Origin of the sequence: Xanthomonas sp. LMC-A-07, from assembly GCF_030208825.1 — a bacterium.
GTDB classification, from domain to species: domain Bacteria; phylum Pseudomonadota; class Gammaproteobacteria; order Xanthomonadales; family Xanthomonadaceae; genus Xanthomonas; species Xanthomonas campestris.
In genome coordinates, this window is the sequence record NZ_JARVTF010000007.1 from 44364 (window position 1) to 65736 (window position 21373).

Consider the following 21373-nt stretch of genomic DNA (forward strand, 5'->3'; position numbering starts at 1 on the left):
TTGGCTTACGTGCGCCCGTCGCAACTAGGTACTGCTTGCTGCATCTGGTAACCAGCGGTCAGGCCTGCAACATCGGATCGCATTGCTAGCCACTCAGTGCATCAAACGCGCGGTATGGCCAAAGAGGACTCAGCCGGTGGTTGCCAACGACGCCACTCAATAAGCAAGCCTCAGCCTGCGCTACGTCATGCAACACAGCAGGCCTCAGCCTGCGCTACTCACGCCATACAGCACAGCAGGCCTCAGCCTGTCGCTGCATTCAACGCTTGCTGGCCCTTGGCCATCAGCTGCGGCCAGCGCTTGAGCACGGCGGCGCGGATGCCGGCCTGGTCGATACCGGCTTCTGCGAGCAGGTCTTCGCGGCTGGCGTGGTGCTGGAAGCTGTCCGGCAGGCCCAGATGCAGCATCGGCATCAGCACGCCTTCGGCATTGAGCAGCTCGGAGACGCCCGAGCCTGCGCCGCCGGCCACCACGTTGTCTTCGATGCTGACAAAACCTTCGTGGCTCTTGGCCAGCTCCAGCAGCATCGCCTTGTCGAGCGGTTTGACGAAACGCATGTTCACCACTGTCAGGCCTAACTCGCGGCCGACCGCTTCAGCGGCATCCACGGTGGCGCCGAAGCCGAGCAGTGCGATGCGTGCGCCGCTGTGACGTAGCTGCGCCTTGCCGATCGGCAGGGTGGTCAAGGAAGCATCCAGTGCGGTGCCGGGGCCGGTGCCACGCGGATAGCGCACCGCTGCCGGGCCCTCATAGCGCAGGCCGGTGGTGAGCATCTGGCGGCACTCGGCCTCATCGGCGGGCGCCATCACCACCATGTGCGGTACGCAGCGCAGGAAGCTCAGGTCCAGGTTGCCAGCGTGGGTGGCGCCGTCGGGGCCGACCACGCCGCCGCGATCGATCGCGAACAGCACGTCCAGTTTCTGCACCGCCACGTCGTGCACCAGCTGGTCGTAACCGCGCTGCAGGAAGGTCGAATAAATTGCCACCACCGGCTTGGCGCCTTGCGTTGCCATGCCAGCGGCCAGGGTGACCGCGTGTTGCTCGGCAATCGCCACGTCGAAATAGCGCTGCGGATATTCCTTGCTGAAGCGCACCAGGCCGGAGCCTTCGCGCATCGCCGGGGTGATCACCAGCATCTTGGGATCGGCCGCCGCCATGTCGCACACCCAGTCGCTGAAGACATCGGTGTAGGTCGGCTTCTTGGCGCCGGCCTTGGCCACCAGACCCTTGCTCGGGTCGAACGGGCCGACCGCGTGGTAACCAATCTGGTCGCCTTCGGCGAGCTCGTAGCCCTTGCCCTTGGTGGTGATCACGTGCAGCAGCTGCGGACCCTTCAAGGTCTTCAAGGTCTTCAGCGCGCCGACCAGGCTGGGCAGGTCGTGGCCATCGATCGGGCCGGTGTAGTGGAAGCCCATTTCCTCGAACAACGTGGACGGCACGAACATGCCTTTCCAGTGTTCTTCCCAGCGGCGCACGAAGCGTGCGGTGGGGTTGTTCTTCTTGTCGCCGAGGATCTTCTTGCCGCCCTCGCGGATCGCGTTGAGCGTGCGGCTGCCGCTGGCACGGCCGAGCATCTTGGTCAGCCCGCCCACTGCCTCGGAGATCGACATGCGGTTGTCGTTGAGGATCACCAGCAGGTTGGGTTCCGGGTCCATGCCGCCGGCGTGGTTGAGCGCCTCGTAGACCATGCCGGCGGTCATCGCACCATCGCCGATCACCGCCACCACCTTGCGGTCGTCGCCGTTGCGCTGCGCGGCGATCGCCATGCCCAGCGCGGCGGAGATCGAGGTCGACGAATGCCCAACACCGAAGGTGTCGTACACGCTTTCCTCGCGCTTGGGGAACGGGGCCACGCCGTCCTTCTGCTTGACCGTGTGGATCTGGTCGCGGCGCCCGGTCAGGATCTTGTGCGGGTAGGTCTGATGACCCACGTCCCACACCAGTTGGTCGACCGGCGTCTGGTAGAGGTAATGCAGGGCGACGGTGAGTTCGATCACCCCCAGACCCGCGGCGAAATGGCCGCCGCTCTTGCCCACCGATTCGATCAGGTAGGCACGCAGTTCGTCGGCGACCGCGGTGAGGTCGGCCTCCTCGAAGGTACGCAGATCGTCGGGAGTCTGGATGCGCGACAGGCGCGGATAGCGGGTGGAGTCGATCATCATCGTGTCAATGTGCTGAAGCCATATTGTCCTCCCCATGCGAAGGCCCGGCAAGCAAACCGGTTCAGGTGTCAGCGGGAAGTGATGGCTGCAGCAGCCGTGATGCGCGCGTGGCGTGGCCGCACCGCATGCCTGCGACGAACTGTCGCAGTGGCATGCGGGCAAACGCGAGCGCAGTCTAGAGCGAGAGCTTGGAGCGCTTGGGCAGTTGCGCCCGCAAGAACGCCATCTGGTCGGACAGGATGTTGCGGTTGGACAGGATCAGATGCTCGATCCAGCTCGGCCGGTAGGGCACGGCCAGCAGCGGCATGTGCGCCTGCTGCGGTGTACGGTTGGCCTTGCGCGAGTTGCACTGGAAGCACGCGGTCACCACGTTTTCCCAGCTGTCGCGGCCGCCCTTGGATACCGGCATCACGTGGTCGCGGGTGAGGTGCGGGCGGCTGAAGTGCTGGCCGCAATACATGCACAACTGCGAGTCGCGTGCGAACAGGGCGGTGTTGGTGAGGGTGGGCGTGGGGTCGAGCGCGCGCGAGCGGGCGTGGCCGCGTGCCGCGATGATCGGATGCAGCTCCAGCACGCTGCGCTCGCCGGTGAGGCGCGAAACGCCGCCGTGGATCTGCATGCAGGGCTCGCCCAGCGTCCACGACACGGCATCGCGTGCATACAGGCAGGCGGCGTCTTGCCAGTTGATCCAGTCCAGCACACGGCCATGCGCGTCCAGGGAGAGCAGGCGCACGGTGGGCAAGGGCGGGAATGCGGCGACAGCGCTGCCCGTGACCGGGGCGGGGAAGCCTCCGGGGACGATCACATCACCTACGTGCGTGTCTGTCTCCATCGGGAAAACAGCTTATACCCGATCGTTGACAGTTTGTGTATCTGCGGGATCTTGCGCGGTTGTTCGACTGTGTTGGCGGCGGCGGTGTGTGTGCTGTGAAGCCATGGGTGGCCAGGACGATCCGGCGAATGGCCGCAGCGCCTACAGGCGGGCGCGGTAGACACGGGTGCCATCGACAACGGCGTCATGCATCGTAGGAGCGCACTTGTGCGCGAATGAGCGTTACCGATAAGGCTACGAAGCGTCACCGGGCAAGCTTCATCGCGCGCAAGCGCGCTCCTACGCGCTGCTGGTTTCTGATGCGTTGGCGCGTCCAGCCCGGTCCTGCGCTGGTTGCTGCAGGCGCTGGCCGAGCACGTCGGCGTCTTGCATCTCTCTAGAGGGTGCATCTCAAGAACACCAAACCCGCTCGCGCCCACGCTTTGCCAACGTCGGCCGCCTGCTGAGCTGGCGCGCTGGCCCGATCGGCCCAACGGCCTAACTAACGGTCGCGAGGCGCAAGCGGCACGCGAGCCACGCGAGCGATGCACATGCGCCTGCCATCGACGCACGTGTAGGAGCGCACTTGTGCGCGAAGGAGCGTTACCGAGAAGGCTTCGAAGCGTTGCCGGGAAAGCTCCATCGCGCGCAAGCGCGCTCCTACGTAGGGCTGGCGTCCGGGTAGTGCGCTTTCTTCAGCATTGCCAAGGGTGACTAGCCGCAAACGCTTGCACGCACCCGCACCAGCACCCGCACGACACGACACGACACGACAGCGACGCCCGCATCGGCACCCGACAAGCCCACTCTCACACCACATCGGTCACGCAAGGCAACATCGCAGCGACACGGCTGCTCACCCCTGCCCAAACAACTCCGCTTCCAGCGTCATCAAAGGGGCGGCGCCGCTGCGGATGGTGGCCGCGTGGGTGAGGGTGCGCGGCAGGATCCGGGCGAAGTAGAAGCGCGCGGTCTCGCGCTTGGCGCGCTTGAACTCCTCGCCGTGCGCGGAGGCGTCGGCGGCGGCCACGCTGCGTGCCCACCAATAGGCCAGCACCACGTAGCCCGAATAGAACAGGTAGTCGTAGCTGGCCGCGCCCAGTTCGTCCGGGTTGCGGGCGGCGCGGTCGAGCACGTCGCGGGTCAGCATCGCCCACTCGCTGGCCTTGTCGCGCAAGGGCTTGATGAACTCGGCCAGGGCCGCGTTGTCGGCATGCGTGTTGGCAAAGGTTTCCACATCGGCCAGGAACAGCTTGAGCCCGGCGGCCTGGCTGCTGGCGGTCTTGCGGCCGATCAGGTCCAGCGCCTGGATGCCGGTGGTGCCTTCGTAGATGGTGGTGATGCGCGCATCGCGGGCCAGCTGCTCCATGCCGTATTCGCGGATGTAGCCGTGGCCGCCGAAGCACTGCAGCGCGTGATAGGTGTTTTCCACCGACCACTCGGTCTGGCACGCCTTGGAGATCGGGGTGAGGAAGCTCACCAGCGTCTCGGCATCGGCGCGCTCCTGTTCGCTGCCGCCGCGGTGCGCCACATCGACAAGGCTGGCAGCATGCAGGGCCAGCAGGCGGCTGCCTTCGGTCAGCGCCTTGATGGTCAGCAGCATGCGGCGCACGTCCGGGTGCACGATGATCGGGTCGGCCGGCTTGTCGGGGAATTTCGCGCCGCTGAGCGCGCGCGATTGCAGCCGCTCGCGGGTGTAGCGCAACGCGTTTTGATACGCGCGCTCGGAGAGGCCAATGCCCTGCAACCCCACGCTCAGGCGCGCGGTATTCATCATCGTAAACATGGCCTGCAGGCCCTTGTGCGGCTGGCCGACCAGATAGCCCTGCGCGCCATCGAAATTCATCACGCAGGTCACCGAGCCCTTGATGCCCATCTTGTGTTCGATCGAGCCGCAGTGCAGGGCATTACGCTCGCCCACGGTGCCATCGCGGTCCACCTTGAACTTGGGCGTGACGAACAGCGAGATGCCCTTGGCGCCGGCCGGTGCGTCCGGCAGCTTGGCCAGCACCAGATGCACGATGTTGTCGGTGAGGTCATGCTCGCCGGCGGTGATGAAGATCTTGGTGCCGGTGATGGCGTAGCTGCCATCGGCGTTGGGCTCGGCACGGGTCTTGAGCAGGCCCAGGTCGGTGCCGCAATGCGGCTCGGTCAGGCACATGGTGCCGGTCCAGCGGCCATCGATCAGCGGCTTGAGGAACACCTCCTGCTGCCACGCCTCGCCGTGCTGGCGCAGCGCTTCCATCGCGCCATGCGAGAGCAGCGGGAAGTTGCCCCAGGCCAGGTTGGCGGCGTTGATCATCTCGCTCAGCGGCACGCCCAGCGTGTGCGGCATGCCCTGGCCGCCGAATTGCGGCTCGGCGGTGAGCCCGTTCCAGCCACCTTCGACGAACTGGTCGTAGGCCGCGCGGAAGCCGGGCGGGGTGGTCACCGCATGGGTGCTCTTGTCGAAGGCGCAGCCGATCTCGTCGCCAATGCTGTTGAGCGGGGCCAGGACCTGGGCGGTGAAGCGGCCGGCTTCTTCCAGCACGGCGTCGACGATGTCGGCACTGGCGTCGGTATAGCCGAGCCGGGCGAACAGTGCCTCGGCACCGAGCACGTCGTACAGGCCAAAGCGGAAGTCGGTCAACGGTGCGATGTAGCTGCTCATGCGGGATCCTTGAAGCGTGTGCGTGGAGGCGTGCGCGTCAGCGCAGCACGCCGTTGAGGCCCGGGGCCGGGCTGAGCGTGTTGCGCGAATCAACTGCGAACTCGCGTTGTTTTTTGTCCTGCGGGGTGGCCCACACCGTGCCCTTGAGCGTGTACGGCAGCGAACGGCCACCGGCCAGCACATCGGCAATGGTGATGCGGCCGAGCGAGGCGGGCTGCAGGCTCACGGTCACCACATCGGCGGTTTCCGGGCCGATCGAAATGCCCACTGCCTGGTCGAGTTTGCCGGCAACCCCATCGCCCATGCCGATCTCCAGCGCCACGCGTTCGAAGCGCATCGGAATGCTGCTGTAGTTCTGCAGGCGCAACTCCACCGACCAGCCACCGTCCGGGCGCACGGTCAGCTGCTGGATGCGGGCAGTCGGCTCGGAGACACGGCGAACCGCGCCGCCACCGCAGGCGCTCAACAGCAGGCCGCACGACAGCGTCACGATCAGGAGGCGAAAGGCACGGTGCATGAACTCGGTTCCTTGGCGGGTTGGTGCATTGCCAAGAATACTACGCAGTACGGTGCCCGCCGGGCGGGGGCCGCCCTCAGCGCAGTGGCGCCGCCACAATCAGGGGCGACAGGTCGTAGCCCATCTGCGTGGCGGTGGCCTTCAGCTGCTCGAACTGCGCGCGCGGCATCTCTGGCGAGCGCGACAGGATCCACAGGTACTTGCGGTCCGGCTCGCCGACCACCGCCCACTGGTAGTCGGGATCGAGCGCAATCACCCAGTAGTCCGCCCAGACCAGCGGGATCCACGACAGCCATTCCGGCGCGAAGCGCACCTGCAACTGCCCGGGGTGCCCGGCCACCGGGCGCGCCACGCCATCGGCCTGGGTCAGGCTGCCATCGGCAACGCGGCAGCCATTGCGCACCCCGATCAGGCCGTCGTCGCGCAAGGTGTAGCTGGCGGTGATATCGCTGCGGCACTTCTTCTGGAACGACACCGGCAGATGGGCGATCTCGTGCCACTGCCCGGCATAGCGCGAGATATCCAGCGCCGGCACGGCGCGCACCGGTTGCTGCGCAAGGGCAGCCAGCGGCAGCAGGGCGGCGAATGACAACAACAGGCGAGGCAGGCGCATGCGAATCTCCAAAGGACGCGCGCAGGCTAGGCCATCGGTGCCCCCGCTTGGCGTGAACCGGCGCAAGAAACCCGGCTGCGGCTCAGCCCGAACACGACCTGCGCGCGAACGCTTGCCGAAATCCCGCACGCTCGTTATGATGCGCCTCCTCGCAACGCAGGCATCGCGTCGCAGGCAGTGGCCGAGTAGCTCAGTTGGTAGAGCAGGGGATTGAAAATCCCCGTGTCGGCGGTTCGATTCCGTCCTCGGCCACCAGTTTTCATCCTTGCAGCGCGGGCATTCGCCCCTTCTAGTCGCTGCTGATATCAAGAATTTTGAATTTTACCTGCGCAGATTTGCACCAGGCGCGAAGGTTCACTCTTGCGTTGCATCTGGCGATGGCGTCCAGCGACCGATCCATTCCATTCGGTGCGACGTGATCGGGATGCAGGCCAAGCCACCGTGTTGCGCGGGCGCGACAGTGCAGAGAGTTCAACACGGCAGACCTGCACCGATTCGTCGGTCGGCGGCTGTCTTGGCGCACCGACTGCGCATTCTTTGGTGTCTATCTGGCTAACCGCGGCAGCGCTACTCGCCGTTGCGGGCGGGGCAGGATGCGGGCGAGCGACTGCCTGTGGTTTTCAGACGGCCCGCGTGCCGGATCATTTGTTCAATCCTGCAGCAGTCACGCCGCGCGCCAGTAGCTGGCGCCCGCCATCCTGCAGGTCGTCCGGTTGGATCACGAGCGGCACGTCCGGCAACACTCCGATCGACTGGGTGGCGTAGGGGCGGGTTCGGCTTGGGCGAAAGCCCTCGGTTGCAACACGGTCGATCAGTGCGGTTTCTTGCATTTCGCCAGCGCGTAGCGCGTGTGTGGGATCGAAGACGTAAAAGCTTTCACTCACCAGCGCGCGGTAACCGGTCTCGCCCAACGCGATGCCGTCACTCTTGGAATCACGACCGCCGCCAGCGCCGATGGTGCGCTCGCCGATGACGGTGGCGCCGTTGGCCCAGAGGTAGGTGGCGAGCAGCTCGCCAGCCGATCGAGTGCCCGCATCGACCAGGACGAGCAGCGGTTTTTGCGAGGCCACGGTGCCGCAGCTGGCGTCATCCGGAAGTGCTTCCAGGCGCACGATCCCCGCCTTGCCGGACGCGCTCATCTCATAGGTGTGCACCGGCTTGCGTCCGCTGATGGCCCAGGCCAGGCCGCGCACTTCGCGCGCAAACCCACCCATGTTTCCACGCAGGTCGATGAGCATGACGTCGGACTGTTTTGCGAGTGCATCGTAGCGACCGATTAGCTGCTTGGTGACCGCACAAAATCCCGCCAGCATCGGTGCATCGGTGTTGTTCGATTCGGGACTAGCCGTCTCTGCTGCCTCCGCTGCCGTGGTGAAGGTTGCGCTGTACTGCGGCGCAAACGCGCCCATGCGCAGGGTCCCGACCTTCGTGTTTCCAATCGTCACGATCTCCGGCAAGTCAGGCAGGTCGACCGAAGATGCGAGTGTCTTGGCAAGGTCCTGGGTCATCGGCTGGTAGTGCAGCGTGACTGTGCGCGGCGCGCGGTGCCGCGTTCGAACGTGCATCTCCAGTGTCTTGCCGAGGCCAGCAACCTCATGCGCCGCCGGCGTGCCCAGGGCAAGGCTCAGTGCCGCTTCCGCCTGGCGTGAGCGGTTGTTCCCGCCAAAGGTGAGGCGTGCTGCGTTTTTCAACCAGGCCTGTGTCGGTGCGTGATTGATGCGCAGGACTTCATCGCCCGGTGCAAGAGTGGTGATCCGGGCATCGAGCACGTGCCAGACGACCAGATGGCCGTCGCTGGAGGTGCGGAACAACACGCCCAGCGTCTCTGTCTTGCCCGCCTTGTCGCCTGTCAGCGCGACGTGCTGATCGGCAAGGCCGACCAGGCGCTGCGATAGCTCGCTGGCGGTCGCATCATGCGGCACCGTTGTGGCTGTTTTCCAGGCATCGGCACCGCCTTGCACGTCCTGCCGATAGGCGGCGCGGTACTGGTCGACGTAGAGCAATGAGGGGTACTCACGACGCAGTGACGTGTCGAGCCCTTGGGCAGAGACTGCCGTGCACAACGACCAGGCTGTGACTGCCACGCATGCGATGAGTCGTTTCATTGAGATCCAGTGATTGCAGCAGGTGCTGATGCCAAAGACGGTCGCGCTGCCGTGCGACGCACTGCTGCGCGCACCCTGGCAGCGCGATGGATGGATGATAAGGCCGAGTCCGCCTGGCGGTGAGGTGCCGTCCGGCATCGTGACTTTCGGCGCGCGCATGCGATCTGTACCTGCGATATCCAAGCTGGCAATCACCACTTGCGATATCCAAGCTGGCGATCGCCACTTGCCGCATGCGTGCTTCCGGTTACGGCTCCTACGCTGCCGGGCCGGGCGCCGCATCCTGCGTGTCGCGAAGAAAATCGATCAAGGCGCGCAGCGGGCCTGGGATCAACGTGCGGCTGGGGTAATACAGAAACGGGCCGGAGAAGGTCTGCCACCACGGTTGCAGGATGGGTTCCAGCGCGCCGGTGTCCAGGTGCGGGCGTAGCCAGTCTTCGAACAGGTGGATGACGCCACTGCCGGCGACCGCCGCATCCACTGCCAGGTCGATGCCGCCGCCCACCTGCACGATCAGCTGGCCGAGCGGGTCGATGCTGATCACTTCCGCAGCACGTTCGAATTCCCATGCCGGGATCGCGCCGCTGGCAAAGCGCCCGCGGATGCAGGTGTGCTGCAGCAGCTGTTTGGGGTGGTCGGGCCGGCCGTGGAGGTCCAGATACCGCGGCGCCGCTGCGGTGGCGATGCGCTGCACGCGTGGGCCGATCGGCACGGCGATCATGTCCGGTTGCAGGCGCTCTTCATAGCGAATGCCGGCGTCGCAGCCGGCCGCGATCATGTCCACGAAGCTTTCTTCGGTGGTGATCTCGACACGGATGTCGGGGTAGGCGGCCATGAAGGCGGGCAGGATTGCCGGCAGCACCAGCCGCGCGGCGCTCACCGGCACGTTGAGGCGCAGGTTGCCCATCGGCCGGCTGCGGAATTGGTTGACCGCGTCCATGGCCGATTCCAGCTCGCCCAGGGCAGGGGCCACGCGCGCAAGCAACAGCCGGCCGGCATCGGTGGGCACCACGCTGCGGGTGGTGCGATTGAACAGGCGCACGCCCAGGCGTTCTTCGAGCCGGCGGACGGCCTCGCTGAGGTTGGAAGCACTGACGCCACTGTGGCGCGCGCCCTCGCGAAAGCCCTGCGCCTGCGCGACAGCGATGAAGGCCTGCAGGTCTGCCAGATGGGTCGCCATTGTTCGAGGTCCTGCACAGCCTGTGTGCTTTGCCCCGGATTGTTGCACGCATCGGGCCTGCCTAGAGTGGCGTCACCCCAACGGAGACACGCCATGTTGACCACTTCATCCGCCTCTACCTATGCCCTCGGCGACCGCCAGGTGGGCCGCCTCGGCTACGGCAGCATGCAGCTCGCCGGCCCGCATGTGTTCGGGCCGCCCGCCGACCGCAACGCCGCCACTGCGGTGCTGCGCGAGGCGGTGGCGCTGGGCGTGACCCACCTGGATACCAGCGACTTCTATGGCCCGCACATCACCAACCAGATCATTCGCGAGGCGCTGCATCCGTATCCGCAGCAGCTGACCATCGCAACCAAAGTGGGTGCCAAGCGCGATGCGAGTGGCGCGTGGCTGCCGGCGATGGCGCCGGAAGCGCTCACCCAGGCCGTGCACGACAACCTGAAACACCTGGGTTTGGATGTGCTGGAGGTGGTCAACCTGCGCAGCATGCTGGACGTGCAACGCCCGGTGGAAGGGTCGCTGGAACCACAGCTCACCGCGCTGGCCGAGCTGCAGCAGCGCGGGCTGATCCGCCACATCGGCTTGAGCAATGTCACCGCGCAACAGGTCGAAGAAGGCCGGGCGCTGTGCCGCATTGTGTGCGTGCAGAACCATTACAACCTGGTCCATCGCACCGACGATGCACTGATCGACGCGCTGGCCCGTGAGGGCATCGCCTACGTGCCATTCTTCCCGCTGGGCGGCTTCTCGCCACTGCAGTCCGCGGCGCTGACCGAGGTCGCCGCGCAGCTGCAGGCGACCCCGCAACAGGTGGCCTTGGCGTGGTTGCTGCAGCGCTCGCCGAATGTGCTGGTGATCCCGGGGACGTCATCGCTGGCGCATCTGCGCGAGAACATGGCGGCGGCAACGCTGCAACTGGATGACGCCGTGCTTGCGGTGCTGGAGGGGATTGGGCGGCAGTAAGGCGGGGCGACTTGGGTGGCAGCGGCGCGTGTGGTGGCGATGCGCGCGCTGTCTGCTGCCTCGCAGGGAGCTGTGATGTTCTGGCGGACGCGGCGGACTGGTGCCTGCAGTGACTGTGTGTGTTTCCCAGCGGACGCTTCCCATCCTTGCTCGCGACGCATTGGCAAGGCTGTCTTGCGACGAATATATGAAACATATACGATTCGTATAAATCTCTTTGCAAGACAATCTCATGGGCATCGTCAACATCGACGACAGCTTGCACGACCAGCTGCGTCGGGCCTGCACGGTCACGCATCGGTCGATCAATGCGCAGGCCACGTTCTGGATCAGGATCGGCATGCTGTGCGAGATGCATCCGGACCGGTGTTTCCAGGACATCGTGGCCGATGAGCTCCGCGGCGCAGGCGTGCGATCGCCCGTGGTGGATGCGCGACGCACATGATCAAGCAGCCGTACGAACTGGCATTGATGGCCGACGCCGGTGCGCTGCTTGCGCAGGTGTTTGCGCGCTTGGATCAGTTGCCGATGCAGGGCAAGAGCACGCTGGAGATCAACGATTTTGTCGAGCGCATGATCGTGGACGAGTTGCAGGCGCGGCCTGCGAGCAAAGGGCAGTACGGGTTTGAGTTCGTGCTCAATGCCTCGATCGACGATGTGGTCTGCCACGGCGTGCCGTCGGCGGAGGATGTGCTGCGCAGTGGGCAGATCGTCAATCTGGACATCACGCTGGAAAAGAACGGCTTCATTGCCGATTCGAGCACCACGTACCTGATTGGCGAGGTGTCGTACGCGGCACGTCGCCTGGTCAAGGCAACGTATCAGGCCATGTGGAAAGGCATTGCCGCGGTACGCCCCGGTGCGCGCGTTGGCGATATCGGGCACGCGATCGCGCGGCATGCGCGTGAGCAGGGCTACAGCGTGGTCAGGGAATACTGCGGGCACGGCATTGGCCGCGAAATGCACGAGGAGCCGCAAATCCTGCATGACAGCCATGCCAACACCGGCCCGGAGCTGCAGGAGGGCATGGTGTTCACCATCGAGCCGATGCTCAACCAGGGCAAGCCAGCGGTGCGCGCGGAGGCCGACGTGTGGCCGGTGCATACGCGCGATGGCCTGTTGTCCGCACAGTTCGAGCACACCGTGGCAGTCACGCGCACCGGCGTGCAGGTGTTGACGCTGCGGCCGAATGAAGTGCCGCGTTGCGTGCTGGGCTAAGAGCAGCGATCAAAACGACTGCGCAGCCGCCATGCGGGCGCAGCCTGTGCTCGGAATCGGGATGTCTCCCCGTACAGGCCGGTTCCTTCGCGCCGTCCGCACCCGCCTCACGATCGCTCGCTACGTTTTGTTAGCCGCGCTAAAGCCTGGTTGCTGGCGCTGGCCGTAGTGCGGCGCACGCCTGGCCTTCCACGACCAGGCCGCGATCCAGGTGGTGGAAGGGCTGCATCCGGTGGTGGATACGCTATGGCTGATCCATCGCGCCGAATGGCCGTTGTCTGCGCGCGCGCAACAGGTGGTTGCCTGCATGCACGCAGTGTTCGCGCAGCAGGTGCCCACCACGCAGCACCGCAGCGATGCGCAATCGCGCCGAAGCAGAAAGCGCTGAGGCAGCTGGGCCCGCTTGCGCCTACAGCAGCGACACGCAGTGCAGCTGCGTCTCCAGATATTTGCGCAGGATGCGGTAGCAATCGCGGTCGAACGCGCCGGGTGTCGCCTGCAAACGGCGTGCGCCCGCCAACGAGGTGGCGCTGCCCAGATAGTGCCAATCGCGCAGCACATGGAACTGGGTGCGTTGCGCGCCTTGCTCCTTCAGCGCGATGGCGCCGGGAAATGGCCACGCCGCCTGTTCCAGATGCTGCAGCACGCTGCGTAGCCGTTCTTCGTGCGCGTCCAAGGGCTCGGCACCATGGCAGGCGCCGCTGCAGCGTTTCAGCATGGCGCGGAAACAGGGCCGGCCTGCTTGCAGCCGCTCCAGTCCCAGCAAGCCGTAACAAAGACGATGCTGGTCGGCGAGGCGGCGCAACGTTTCCTTGGCCGCACGCGGGCTGGAATACAGCCCGTACAACCAGGGCGCTGCCGCCGGATCGATCTCGCCGGAATGTTCGATCGACACCTCGCCGCGATACAGCCGGATCGAAAACTGGCGGGGGATCCGGCGCAGCTTCTGGTTGTACAGCGGGCGCAGGGTCTTGATCAGCTGCGACTCCAGCAGTTGTGCGCCGATGTCACCGGCCATTTCGATCACCTGGATGCTGCGCGTCTGACGCAGCAGCGAGGCTTCGGCCGCGTTACGGAAATGGTCCATGACGCGGTTGCGCAGGTGGATGCTCTTGCCGATGTACAACGGCAACGTGCTGCTCTGACCATGAAATAGATAGACCCCGGGCGTGGCCGGCAAGGTCTCCAGTTCTGCACGCAGATGCTCGGGGTAGGTGTAGTCCGGAGCGCCCCAGCTGCGCTTTGCCCGCTCAGCGCGCCCCACCATCGCCGGCCTCCTGTCTCGGTGGTAACGCGTTGCTTGGCGCGATGCCAGACGCGCAGTGCCGCCGTTCGATCAATGTGGTGCGGCGAGTAGCCGTTGTGGTGCGTGTCATCGGCGGCGATGCTGCCAAGCACGCGTCTCAGTGGATGAGACGCGGGCGGTCATCGGACATCAGTGGGCGGCGATGGCGCAGCGCTGCGCCCACCAGGCCGCGCGGCAGTGAACGGTTTAGCGTTTTGCCGCAGCACAACGACCGGCAGGCGGCCGGAAGTTGTGGCGATGCTGGCGGGCGCGCTATCGTCTCGCCCGCGACGGGCACAACCGATGCCGCACGCGGGCAGTCTTCACGGGGAGTCGCTAACGCCATGGAGCCTGCACGACGCTGTCGACCGCCCGCCGTTCGATGGCAAGACGCATCGCGCACGCCTGCCGTATTTCCGGCAGTGGTCCACCCCAATTACGTCAGACGCGATGCCCGTTGATCCCAGTGGTGAGTCGTTTTCCTTCCTTGCCGGTGGTGGCGAAATGGGCGCGCGGATGCGTGCGCACGACTGGAGTGGCTCGGCGCTGGGGCTACCTTCGCAGTGGCCGCAATCGCTGCGTTCGGCGCTGTCGATCTGCCTGAACTCGCCGGTGCTCGCCACGGTGTTGTGGGGCCCGGATCTGGTGATGCTCTACAACGACGCCTATATCCCGTCGATGGCCGATCGCCATCCGTGGGCGTTGGGCCAGCCGGTCTCCGAGGTCTGGGGCGCGTCCTGGGAACAGGTGGCGCCGCCGTTCCGCCGGTGTCTGCAGACCGGCGAAGGTTTCGAGCAGCGGCATGTGGAACTGCCGATGGTGCGTCGTGGCGTGCCGGAGACGACTTACTGGAACTTCAGCGCAGCACCGATCCGCGGCGAAGACGGCAGCATCGTGGGCCTGTTCAACCAGGGCATCGAGATCACCGAGACGGTGCGCGCCGATCGCCTGCGCGCCGCCGAAGCCGAGCGGCAGCGCCGGCTGTTCGAACAGGCTCCCGGGTTCACCGCGATCTTGCACGGCCCGGAGCATGTGTTCGCCTTCGTCAATGCCGCTTATTTACGACTGGTGGGCGGTCGCGACATGCTCGGCATGAGCGTGCGTGCCGGCCTGCCGGAACTCGAAGGCCAGGGCTTCTACGAATTGCTCGACAGCGTCTACAGCACCGGCGAGCGCTTCGTGGCGTCGGCCGTGTCGATCCAGCTGCAGCGGACCGGTACCGGCGCCGAGCAGCGCTTCGTCGATTTTGTCTATGAGCCGGTCAAGGACGATGCCGGCCGCGTCACCGGCATCTTCGTGCAGGGGTTCGACACCACCGATGCGCAGCAGGCGCAGCAGGCCCTGCGCGAGAGCGAAAAACGCTACCGCATGCTGTTCGAAAACATCGACGCCGGCTTCTGCATTGCCGAGGTCAAGTTCGATGCGCAGGGTCAGGCAATCGACCACCGCATGCTCGCGGTCAATCCGGCCTTCGAGCGGCATACCGGCCTGACCGATGTGGTGGGCAAATGGTCGAGCGAGTTGTTGCCCGGGATCGAGCAGGAGTGGCACGAGGCGTATGGCCGCGTTGCCCGCAGCGGCGAGCCAATGCGCTTCGAACGCGAGGCCGCACGGCTGGGGCGCTGGTACGACGCGCACCTGTTTCCGGCCGGCACCCACGACAATCACGTGGCGATGCTGATCGTGGACATCACCCCGCGCCGGCGGGTGGAGCAGCAGTTGCGCGACTTGAACGAGACGCTGGAGCAGCGCGTTGTCGAAGCATTGGCCGAGCGGCGCCTGTTTGCCGACTTCGTCGATAGCACCGACGCGGCCGTGCTCGCTTGCGACATGGACTTCACCATCCTGGCCCTCAACACCGCCAGCGCCGAGGCTTTGCGGCTCGCCTATGGGGTATCTGCGCATGTGGGCGACAACCTGCTAGGTCTGCTCGACGGCTTGCCCGAACATCGCGCGCAGGTGGCGCGCCACTGGGGCCGCGCGCTAAGTGGCGACGAGTTCCTGGTGCTGGAGGAGTTCGGCGACCCGGCACGCGCGCTGCGGCATTACGAAGTGCGCTTCAGCCAGCTGCGCGATCGCCATGGCGGACGAGTGGGCGCCTTCCAGGTGGCGCAGGATGTCACCGACCGCGTGCAGACCGAAGCCAGTCTGGAGGTGGCACGCGAGGCGTTGCGGCAGAGCCAGAAGATGGAAGCGGTGGGGCAGCTCACGGGCGGGTTGGCGCACGACTTCAACAATCTGCTGACCGGCATTTCCGGCAGCCTGGAGTTGATGCAGACACGCATGGGCCAGGGCCGCTTCGACGATGTGGAGCGCTACATCGCAGTGGCGCAGAAGGCGGCCGGCCGCGCCGCAGCGTTGACCCATCGCCTGCTGGCGTTTTCGCGCCGGCAGACGCTCGCGCCCAAGCCGACCGATGTGAATGCATTGATTGCCGGCATGGAAGATTTGATCCGGCGCACGGTGGGGCCGTCGATCGAACTCACCACGGTGGCCGAGCAGGCGCTGTGGCCCGCGTTGGTGGACCCATCCCAGCTGGAAAATGCGCTGCTCAACCTGTGCCTCAACGCGCGCGACGCGATGCCGGACGGCGGCCGCATCACCATCGAAACCGCCAATACTTGGTTGAACCATTCGGCCACGCAGCAACACGAGGTGCCCGACGGCGAGTACCTGTCGTTGTGCGTGAGCGACACCGGTACCGGCATGCCCGAAGACGTCATTGCGCGGGTGTTCGAGCCGTTCTTCACCACCAAACCGATCGGCGAGGGCACCGGCCTGGGGCTGTCGATGATCTACGGTTTTGCGCAGCAGTCCGGTGGCCAGGTGCGGGTGTCGTCGACCGTGGGCGAGGGCACCACCGTCTGCATCCACTTGCCGCGGCATCTGGGCGATGCCACCGGCGATGCGCAAGCGCGCACGCTGCCGGCGATGCCGCGTTCGCAACAGGGCGAGACCGTGCTGGTGGTGGACGACGAACCCAGCGTGCGCATGCTGGTGGCCGACATCCTGGAGGAACTGGGCTATACCGCGTTGCAGGCGGTGGACGGCGCATCCGGCTTGAGCTTGCTGCAGTCCGATGTGCGGATCGATTTGCTGATCACCGATGTTGGCTTGCCGGGTGGCATGAACGGGCGGCAGATGGCCGATGCGGCGCGGATCGCGCGGCCGCGCTTGAGCGTGTTGTTCATTACAGGCTATGCGGAAACTGCTGTGCTCGGCGCCGGCCAACTCGCGCTAGGCATGGCCGTGCTGACCAAGCCGTTCGGTATCGATGCGATGGCGGCACGCATTCGCGAGATGATTCGCTAGGTGTTCGCGGCAGTGCTGTGCGGTGGCATCGCGTTGCCGCGCCTGCGCGAGATGCAAAGACAGCAGGGCGCTCTCAAGCGCCCGGTCTCAGGTCAATGACGTCAAGCATGAGCGCTTCCGGAGAGCGGATGACCCTCCGGAAGCGCCGCGCGGTCAGCGATTGCCGCCGCCGCTGGACTGGCCGCCCTTCTTGCCGGCTTCGCGTGCTTCTTCCGAGCTGAATTCGTGTGCGTTGCCGCTCTGATGGGCTGCCTTGCCGCCCTTGGAGGCGATTTCCCGCTGCTTGTCTTCATCCATCGAAGCAAAGCCGCGGTTACTGGTGCCGCCCTGGTTTTGGTTCTGATTTGCCATGGAGAGTTCTCTTGGTTCGTTGCTTGGGGAATGCACGCACGCGTTTGCGTGGTGCGGGGCAGAGCATCGCGCCGCCTGCATAAAACGCACGTCGGCGATGCGCCAATCGCACGTGAGCGCATAAGCGGACTTGGCGATTTTTCTTCACTGCCAAGAAACGGGCGATGGCGATCGCTGGCGCGTAGGCATGTCGACGGATGCGTCCGCGTTCGGTCGCGCATGCCCAGACCCACAGGCAGTTGCACGGCCGGCTATGCTGCACGCCCGGAACGAAATGGATGAGCAGGCAGATGCGAGGTCACGCAGTGGCGATGGTGTTGGCAACGGCGATGGCAATCGGCCCCTGTGCCGCAGCGGCGCTGCCGCCCGAGCTGAGCGCGCACCTGCCTGCCGGCTATACGCTCATCCAGGCGGTTGATGCGGATGTGAATGGCGATGGCCGGCGCGATTACCTGCTGGCGTTGCGGCGCGCCGACGAAGCAGCGCAGATTGCCGCCGGCAAGGATGCACCGCAGCGGCTGTTGCTGGTCCTGATGCACACGGCCGATGGCCGCTTTGTCGAAGCCGCGCGCAACGCACAGGTGATCTTCAAGGCCGATGACGGTGGGCAGTGCGATCCGTTCGATTACGACGGCCAGGGGTTGGTGGCCAAGGGCGCCTATTTCACCGTGCAGAACGGCGTTGCATGCGGCCAGCACTGGACCGACTACATCACCTTCCGCTACGACCGCATGCAGCGTGCAGTGCTGTTCCATGTGCGCATCATCGAAGACTGGGTGACCAACCCGGACGCAGAGCGCGATGGCGAGGCGCTGCGCCTGAGCCGGCACGAGGTGATCAAGGCCGACCCGCGCAAGCCGGTGACACTGTCTGCCTACAGCCCCATCGGTGGCTAGTGTCGCGCTAACGTGATGGCGTGATCCGCAGGCGAGTGCCGGGCTTGGCATCGGCGTGTGCGACGCGTTTGCTGCGTTGTCTGCGCAGCGCCGGTGTGTGGCCGGCGCCTGCGCCGTGCGGCGAGCCCGCAGCGTGATCGCGCGGCTCAGCCAGCCGGTTGCCGCGGCTCCGCGCCACGCCGGTACACAAACAGGCGCGGCGCCTTGGCGACGTGCACCGCGGCCTGGCGTTCGCCGGCAATCAATGAAAAACCGATGTCGGCCAGCATGCGCGACAAGCTGTTCGCATTGCCGCGGCCGGGGTCGCTGATCACGATTTCGCAGGCCGGTTTGGCCAGGTCGGGAATCAGCTTGGCCAGCAGGGTGGCGTGGCGGGTTTCGTAGAGCACGTCGCTGGCGATGATCATGTCGAACTGGCCCATGTCCGCCGCGCCCGCGTCCCAATCCAGGCGCCGGTACGGCACCGATTCCAGCGCATTGAGCGCAGCGTTGTAGGCCAGGAAGACTTCGGCCAGCGGGTGATGGTCGCTGGCCACGATGTCGGCGCCGCGGCGGCGCAACACCAGGCTGGCCAGCCCCAGGCCACAACCGAGTTCGAGAATGCGTTTGCCGGCCACCGGCCGGGTGGCCATCGCTTCGGCCAACAGCTGGCCGGCGGGCCAGACCTGGCCGAACAGGCTCCACTGCGCCGAGGAAATCCCCGCATCGGCGGCTGTCTGGTCGGGGTCTGCGTATTGCTGCTTGTCCGCCAACGCACGGATGCTGAAGGTGTGCTGCCCGAAGGTCAGCGCATGGATCTGGGTCTGATAGCCCGGCATGGTCGCGTCGCGTGATCGCCAGGCGCGCAGGCCGGCGGAGAGAGAAGAGCGCGCAACGGCGCCAGAACGGCCGGACGAGACGCAGGAGCTGCGTGGTGCACGCGCATGCTACGGCAAACCCGACCGTGGCGCGTTAGCGCGCGCGGTGCGTGCCGGCAATGGCGCACAGCCCGGCGATTGCGTGCAGGCCGGTGGCTGCCGTTATGGTCGCGGCAGTGAAGGCGTGGAGGCGAGGATGAAGCACTGGGTGTTTCTGGCGGTGGCAATCGTTGCGGAGGTCATGGCGACGGCGGCGCTCACATCCAGCGAAGGCTTCACCCGGCGATGGCCGTCGCTGCTGACCGTGCTCGGCTATGCCGTGGCGTTCTATTGCCTGGCGGTGACGTTGCGGGTGATCCCGGTCGGCATCGCGTACGCGCTCTGGTCCGGAGCCGGCATCGTGCTGATCTCGTTGGTGGCCTGGCTGGTGCATGGCCAGCGGCTGGATCTGCCGGCCATGCTGGGCATGGCGCTGATCGTGGCCGGCGCGGTGGTCATCAACGTGTTCTCGAAGATGGCGCCGCAGTGACGGCGCAAGGCGAGGACAGGTGTTGCCGCGCGCCGGGCAAGACCGGCAATTTGTCTGCATTGCGGCAGTCCACACGCTCCGCAGCGAGGGCGCCGGGCAGTCACCCGGGCGCAGCTACGTTCGGCCGCAATCAAAGGTTGCATCGCGGTCATTTGCCGGTCTGGAAAGGCTCACGGATGTGATGGGGGCCTCACCGGGCTCGTCTAAACTAGCGCCACGGGAATGGCCCCGCGGAGAGCACGCACTTGAACGATCCCGGTTACGGAGAGCCACGGGCGCCATTGATTGGCGAATCGCAGACGCTTCCGGTCAGCAAGCATCGCTCGGACATCTTCTTTGCTGCGGTGGAAACCACGCGCATGCCGATGACGGTGACCGACCCATACCTGCCGGATAACCCGATCGTGTTCGCCAACCGGGCCTTCCTGGAAATGACCGGGTACGCTGCCGACGAAATCATTGGCAACAACTGCCGCTTCCTGCAGGGCCCGGAGACCGATCGCCAGGCCGTGGCCGATGTGCGTGACGCCATCGACAACCGCCGCGAATTCGCCACTGAAGTGCTGAATTACCGCAAGGACGGCTCGACATTCTGGAATGCGCTGTTCGTTTCTCCGGTCTTCGATGACACCGGCAAGCTGGTGTACTTCTTTGGCTCGCAGCTGGACGTCAGCCGCCGCCGTGATGCCGAAGATGCCTTGCGCCAGGCGCAGAAGATGGAAGCGCTGGGCCAGCTCACCGGCGGCATTGCGCACGACTTCAACAATCTGCTGCAGGTGATGTCCGGGCATCTGGAATTCATCCAGATGATGGTCAGCAACGGCAGCGGCAGCCCCGATCGCATCGCGGTCAGCGCGGAGCACGCCGCCGCGGCAGCGGCCAAGGCCGCGACCTTGACCCAGCAATTGCTGGCGTTTTCGCGCAAGCAGAAACTGCGTGGCCGGGTGGTGAATCTCAACGGCCTGGTGTCGGGCATGAACAACATGGCCGAGCGCGCCCTGGGGGGCGGCATCAGCTTGCGTCAGGCGCTGGAAGAACGGCTGTGGAATTGCCAGATCGACACGACGCAGGCGGAAGTGGCGCTGTTGAACGTGCTGATCAACGCACGCGACGCCATGGCCAATGCCGAGCGCAAGGAAGTGATGGTGCAGACGCAGAATGTGGAGATCACTAGCCACGATCTGTCGATGTATCACCAGCTCGCGCCGGGCCGCTACGTGAGTATTGCGGTGACCGACAGCGGCTCGGGCATGCCGCCGGAAGTGGTGAGCCGGGTCATGGAACCGTTCTTCACCACCAAGGAAGAGGGGCAGGGCACCGGCCTGGGCTTGTCGATGGTGTATGGCTTCGTCAAGCAATCCGGCGGCACCGTGCGCATCTACAGCGAAGTGGGCGAAGGCACCACGGTGCGGCTGTATTTCCCCGCCTCCAGCGATTACGAAAACGCGCTGCCGTCCACCAAGAACCGCGCCCTGGACAAGGGCGGCAACGAAACCATCCTGATCGTGGAAGACAAGGATGACGTGGCGGTGGTGGCCAAGATGTTCCTGGAAGGCGCCGGTTATCGCGCGCTGTCCGCGTCGAGCGGGCGCGAAGCAATCGAGGTGCTGGAGCAGCATCCGGAAGTGGACGCCTTGTTCACCGACCTGATCATGCCGGGCGGCATGAATGGCGTGGTGCTGGCACGCGAAGCACGGCGGATGCTGCCCAAGATCAAGGTGCTGCTCACCACCGGCTATGCCGATGCCAGCATCCAGCGCACCGATGTGGGCGGTGCGGAGTTCGATGTGGTCAACAAGCCGTACACGCAGAAGGAATTGCTCAAGCGCATCCGCATGTTGCTGGATGGCCCCACCGGCGTTGGTTGAATACGTGCAGGTGCCGGTGTGGCCTGGAGTGCCCGGCAGTGGCCCATCCGTGAACG

General features: G+C 65.6%; 17 protein-coding genes, 1 tRNA gene and 1 other RNA gene. 9 read left to right on the plus strand and 10 right to left on the minus strand.

The genetic code is table 11. The annotated features are described in order from the left end of the window. Positions 1 to 242 precede the first annotated feature (242 nt). From dxs to QRM89_RS07215, 5 genes are all read right to left on the minus strand, one after another. Entirely contained in the window at positions 243 to 2159 is a 1917-nt protein-coding gene (gene dxs / locus QRM89_RS07195) for a 1-deoxy-D-xylulose-5-phosphate synthase (RefSeq protein ID WP_285447693.1), read from the minus strand. 178 nt (positions 2160 to 2337) lie between these two features. Beyond that, complete coding sequence (locus tag QRM89_RS07200) at positions 2338 to 2994, minus strand: HNH endonuclease (RefSeq protein ID WP_042598499.1); 657 nt, start codon at positions 2992 to 2994, stop codon at positions 2338 to 2340. 835 nt (positions 2995 to 3829) lie between these two features. Then, positions 3830 to 5623 carry an acyl-CoA dehydrogenase C-terminal domain-containing protein gene (locus QRM89_RS07205; protein ID WP_285447659.1) on the minus strand — a complete coding sequence of 598 codons (1794 nt, stop codon included), beginning with the start codon at positions 5621 to 5623 and terminating at the stop codon, positions 3830 to 3832. Positions 5624 to 5660: 37 nt separating this feature from the next. Next, complete coding sequence (locus tag QRM89_RS07210) at positions 5661 to 6140, minus strand: LEA type 2 family protein (protein ID WP_012438035.1); 480 nt, start codon at positions 6138 to 6140, stop codon at positions 5661 to 5663. A 76-nt stretch (positions 6141 to 6216) separates the two neighbouring features. Then, positions 6217 to 6753 carry a lipocalin family protein gene (locus QRM89_RS07215; RefSeq protein WP_011037571.1) on the minus strand — a complete coding sequence of 179 codons (537 nt, stop codon included), beginning with the start codon at positions 6751 to 6753 and terminating at the stop codon, positions 6217 to 6219. 179 nt (positions 6754 to 6932) lie between these two features. Here QRM89_RS07215 and QRM89_RS07220 point away from each other — a divergent pair. Beyond that, positions 6933 to 7008, plus strand: a tRNA-Phe gene (locus tag QRM89_RS07220). A 386-nt stretch (positions 7009 to 7394) separates the two neighbouring features. Here QRM89_RS07220 and QRM89_RS07225 read toward each other — a convergent pair. Both QRM89_RS07225 and QRM89_RS07230 read right to left on the minus strand, forming a co-directional pair. Next, positions 7395 to 9017, minus strand: coding sequence for a S41 family peptidase (locus tag QRM89_RS07225; protein ID WP_285447660.1), 1623 nt, complete (start codon positions 9015 to 9017; stop codon positions 7395 to 7397). Between the two features lie 97 nt (positions 9018 to 9114). Then, positions 9115 to 10017, minus strand: a complete 903-nt coding sequence (locus tag QRM89_RS07230; RefSeq protein ID WP_202863842.1) for a LysR family transcriptional regulator — start codon at positions 10015 to 10017, stop codon at positions 9115 to 9117. 114 nt (positions 10018 to 10131) lie between these two features. Here QRM89_RS07230 and QRM89_RS07235 point away from each other — a divergent pair, with 114 nt between their 5' ends. The 4 genes from QRM89_RS07235 (at position 10132) to QRM89_RS07250 (ending at position 12355) form a co-directional block, all read left to right on the plus strand. Then, a complete protein-coding gene (locus QRM89_RS07235; protein WP_285447661.1) occupies positions 10132 to 11001 on the plus strand; it encodes an aldo/keto reductase family oxidoreductase in 870 nt (289 codons plus the stop codon). 232 nt (positions 11002 to 11233) lie between these two features. After that, positions 11234 to 11446 carry a ParD-like family protein gene (locus tag QRM89_RS07240; RefSeq protein ID WP_115530619.1) on the plus strand — a complete coding sequence of 71 codons (213 nt, stop codon included), beginning with the start codon at positions 11234 to 11236 and terminating at the stop codon, positions 11444 to 11446. Beyond that, positions 11443 to 12219 carry a type I methionyl aminopeptidase gene (gene map, locus QRM89_RS07245; protein ID WP_285447662.1) on the plus strand — a complete coding sequence of 259 codons (777 nt, stop codon included), beginning with the start codon at positions 11443 to 11445 and terminating at the stop codon, positions 12217 to 12219. Before QRM89_RS07240 ends, map begins: the two co-directional genes overlap by 4 nt. 61 nt (positions 12220 to 12280) lie before the next feature. Beyond that, a non-coding RNA gene (locus tag QRM89_RS07250) (sX9 sRNA) lies at positions 12281 to 12355 on the plus strand. Between the two features lie 273 nt (positions 12356 to 12628). On the opposite strand, the gene cho is transcribed toward QRM89_RS07250, so the two are convergent. Beyond that, on the minus strand, positions 12629 to 13486 hold the full coding sequence (cho, locus tag QRM89_RS07255) for an excinuclease Cho (protein ID WP_225042071.1): 858 nt from the start codon (positions 13484 to 13486) through the stop codon (positions 12629 to 12631). Between the two features lie 522 nt (positions 13487 to 14008). Here cho and QRM89_RS07260 point away from each other — a divergent pair. After that, positions 14009 to 16816: a PAS domain-containing protein gene (locus QRM89_RS07260; RefSeq protein WP_285447694.1), complete on the plus strand. Its 2808-nt coding sequence runs from the start codon at positions 14009 to 14011 to the stop codon at positions 16814 to 16816. Positions 16817 to 16969: 153 nt separating this feature from the next. Here the strand turns inward: QRM89_RS07260 and QRM89_RS07265 are convergent, their stop codons facing one another. Then, positions 16970 to 17167 carry a KGG domain-containing protein gene (locus QRM89_RS07265; RefSeq protein WP_014508120.1) on the minus strand — a complete coding sequence of 66 codons (198 nt, stop codon included), beginning with the start codon at positions 17165 to 17167 and terminating at the stop codon, positions 16970 to 16972. 290 nt (positions 17168 to 17457) lie between these two features. Between QRM89_RS07265 and QRM89_RS07270 the strand changes: the two genes are divergently transcribed. Then, positions 17458 to 18063 (plus strand): hypothetical protein, encoded by a 606-nt coding sequence (locus QRM89_RS07270; protein WP_285447663.1) that lies wholly within the window; start codon positions 17458 to 17460, stop codon positions 18061 to 18063. A 146-nt stretch (positions 18064 to 18209) separates the two neighbouring features. Here QRM89_RS07270 and QRM89_RS07275 read toward each other — a convergent pair whose 3' ends face one another. Next, a complete protein-coding gene (locus QRM89_RS07275; RefSeq protein ID WP_042598517.1) occupies positions 18210 to 18881 on the minus strand; it encodes a methyltransferase domain-containing protein in 672 nt (223 codons plus the stop codon). Positions 18882 to 19116: 235 nt separating this feature from the next. On the opposite strand from QRM89_RS07275, the gene QRM89_RS07280 reads away from it, so the two are divergent. Together QRM89_RS07280 and QRM89_RS07285 are read left to right on the plus strand one after the other, a co-directional pair. Next, positions 19117 to 19449, plus strand: a complete 333-nt coding sequence (locus QRM89_RS07280; protein WP_285447664.1) for an SMR family transporter — start codon at positions 19117 to 19119, stop codon at positions 19447 to 19449. Positions 19450 to 19694: 245 nt separating this feature from the next. Further along, on the plus strand, positions 19695 to 21317 hold the full coding sequence (locus QRM89_RS07285; RefSeq protein WP_285447665.1) for a hybrid sensor histidine kinase/response regulator: 1623 nt from the start codon (positions 19695 to 19697) through the stop codon (positions 21315 to 21317). Positions 21318 to 21373: the final 56 nt, after the last annotated feature.

Excerpts from the sequence above, each read along its gene's own strand:
- dxs (WP_285447693.1), bottom strand. The coding sequence starts at position 2,159 with ATGATCGACTCCACCCGCTATCCGCGCCTGTCGCGCATCCAGACTCCC.
- QRM89_RS07205 (WP_285447659.1), bottom strand. The coding sequence starts at position 5,623 with ATGAGCAGCTACATCGCACCGTTGACCGACTTCCGCTTTGGCCTGTAC.
- QRM89_RS07260 (WP_285447694.1), top strand. The coding sequence starts at position 14,009 with ATGGGCGCGCGGATGCGTGCGCACGACTGGAGTGGCTCGGCGCTGGGG.
- QRM89_RS07200 (WP_042598499.1), bottom strand. The coding sequence starts at position 2,994 with ATGGAGACAGACACGCACGTAGGTGATGTGATCGTCCCCGGAGGCTTC.
- QRM89_RS07210 (WP_012438035.1), bottom strand. The coding sequence starts at position 6,140 with ATGCACCGTGCCTTTCGCCTCCTGATCGTGACGCTGTCGTGCGGCCTG.
- QRM89_RS07280 (WP_285447664.1), top strand. The coding sequence starts at position 19,117 with ATGAAGCACTGGGTGTTTCTGGCGGTGGCAATCGTTGCGGAGGTCATG.
- cho (WP_225042071.1), bottom strand. The coding sequence starts at position 13,486 with ATGGTGGGGCGCGCTGAGCGGGCAAAGCGCAGCTGGGGCGCTCCGGAC.
- QRM89_RS07215 (WP_011037571.1), bottom strand. The coding sequence starts at position 6,753 with ATGCGCCTGCCTCGCCTGTTGTTGTCATTCGCCGCCCTGCTGCCGCTG.
- QRM89_RS07270 (WP_285447663.1), top strand. The coding sequence starts at position 17,458 with ATGCGAGGTCACGCAGTGGCGATGGTGTTGGCAACGGCGATGGCAATC.
- QRM89_RS07275 (WP_042598517.1), bottom strand. The coding sequence starts at position 18,881 with ATGCCGGGCTATCAGACCCAGATCCATGCGCTGACCTTCGGGCAGCAC.
- QRM89_RS07265 (WP_014508120.1), bottom strand. The coding sequence starts at position 17,167 with ATGGCAAATCAGAACCAAAACCAGGGCGGCACCAGTAACCGCGGCTTT.
- map (WP_285447662.1), top strand. The coding sequence starts at position 11,443 with ATGATCAAGCAGCCGTACGAACTGGCATTGATGGCCGACGCCGGTGCG.
- QRM89_RS07235 (WP_285447661.1), top strand. The coding sequence starts at position 10,132 with ATGTTGACCACTTCATCCGCCTCTACCTATGCCCTCGGCGACCGCCAG.
- QRM89_RS07225 (WP_285447660.1), bottom strand. The coding sequence starts at position 9,017 with ATGCGCGCGCCGAAAGTCACGATGCCGGACGGCACCTCACCGCCAGGC.
- QRM89_RS07240 (WP_115530619.1), top strand. The coding sequence starts at position 11,234 with ATGGGCATCGTCAACATCGACGACAGCTTGCACGACCAGCTGCGTCGG.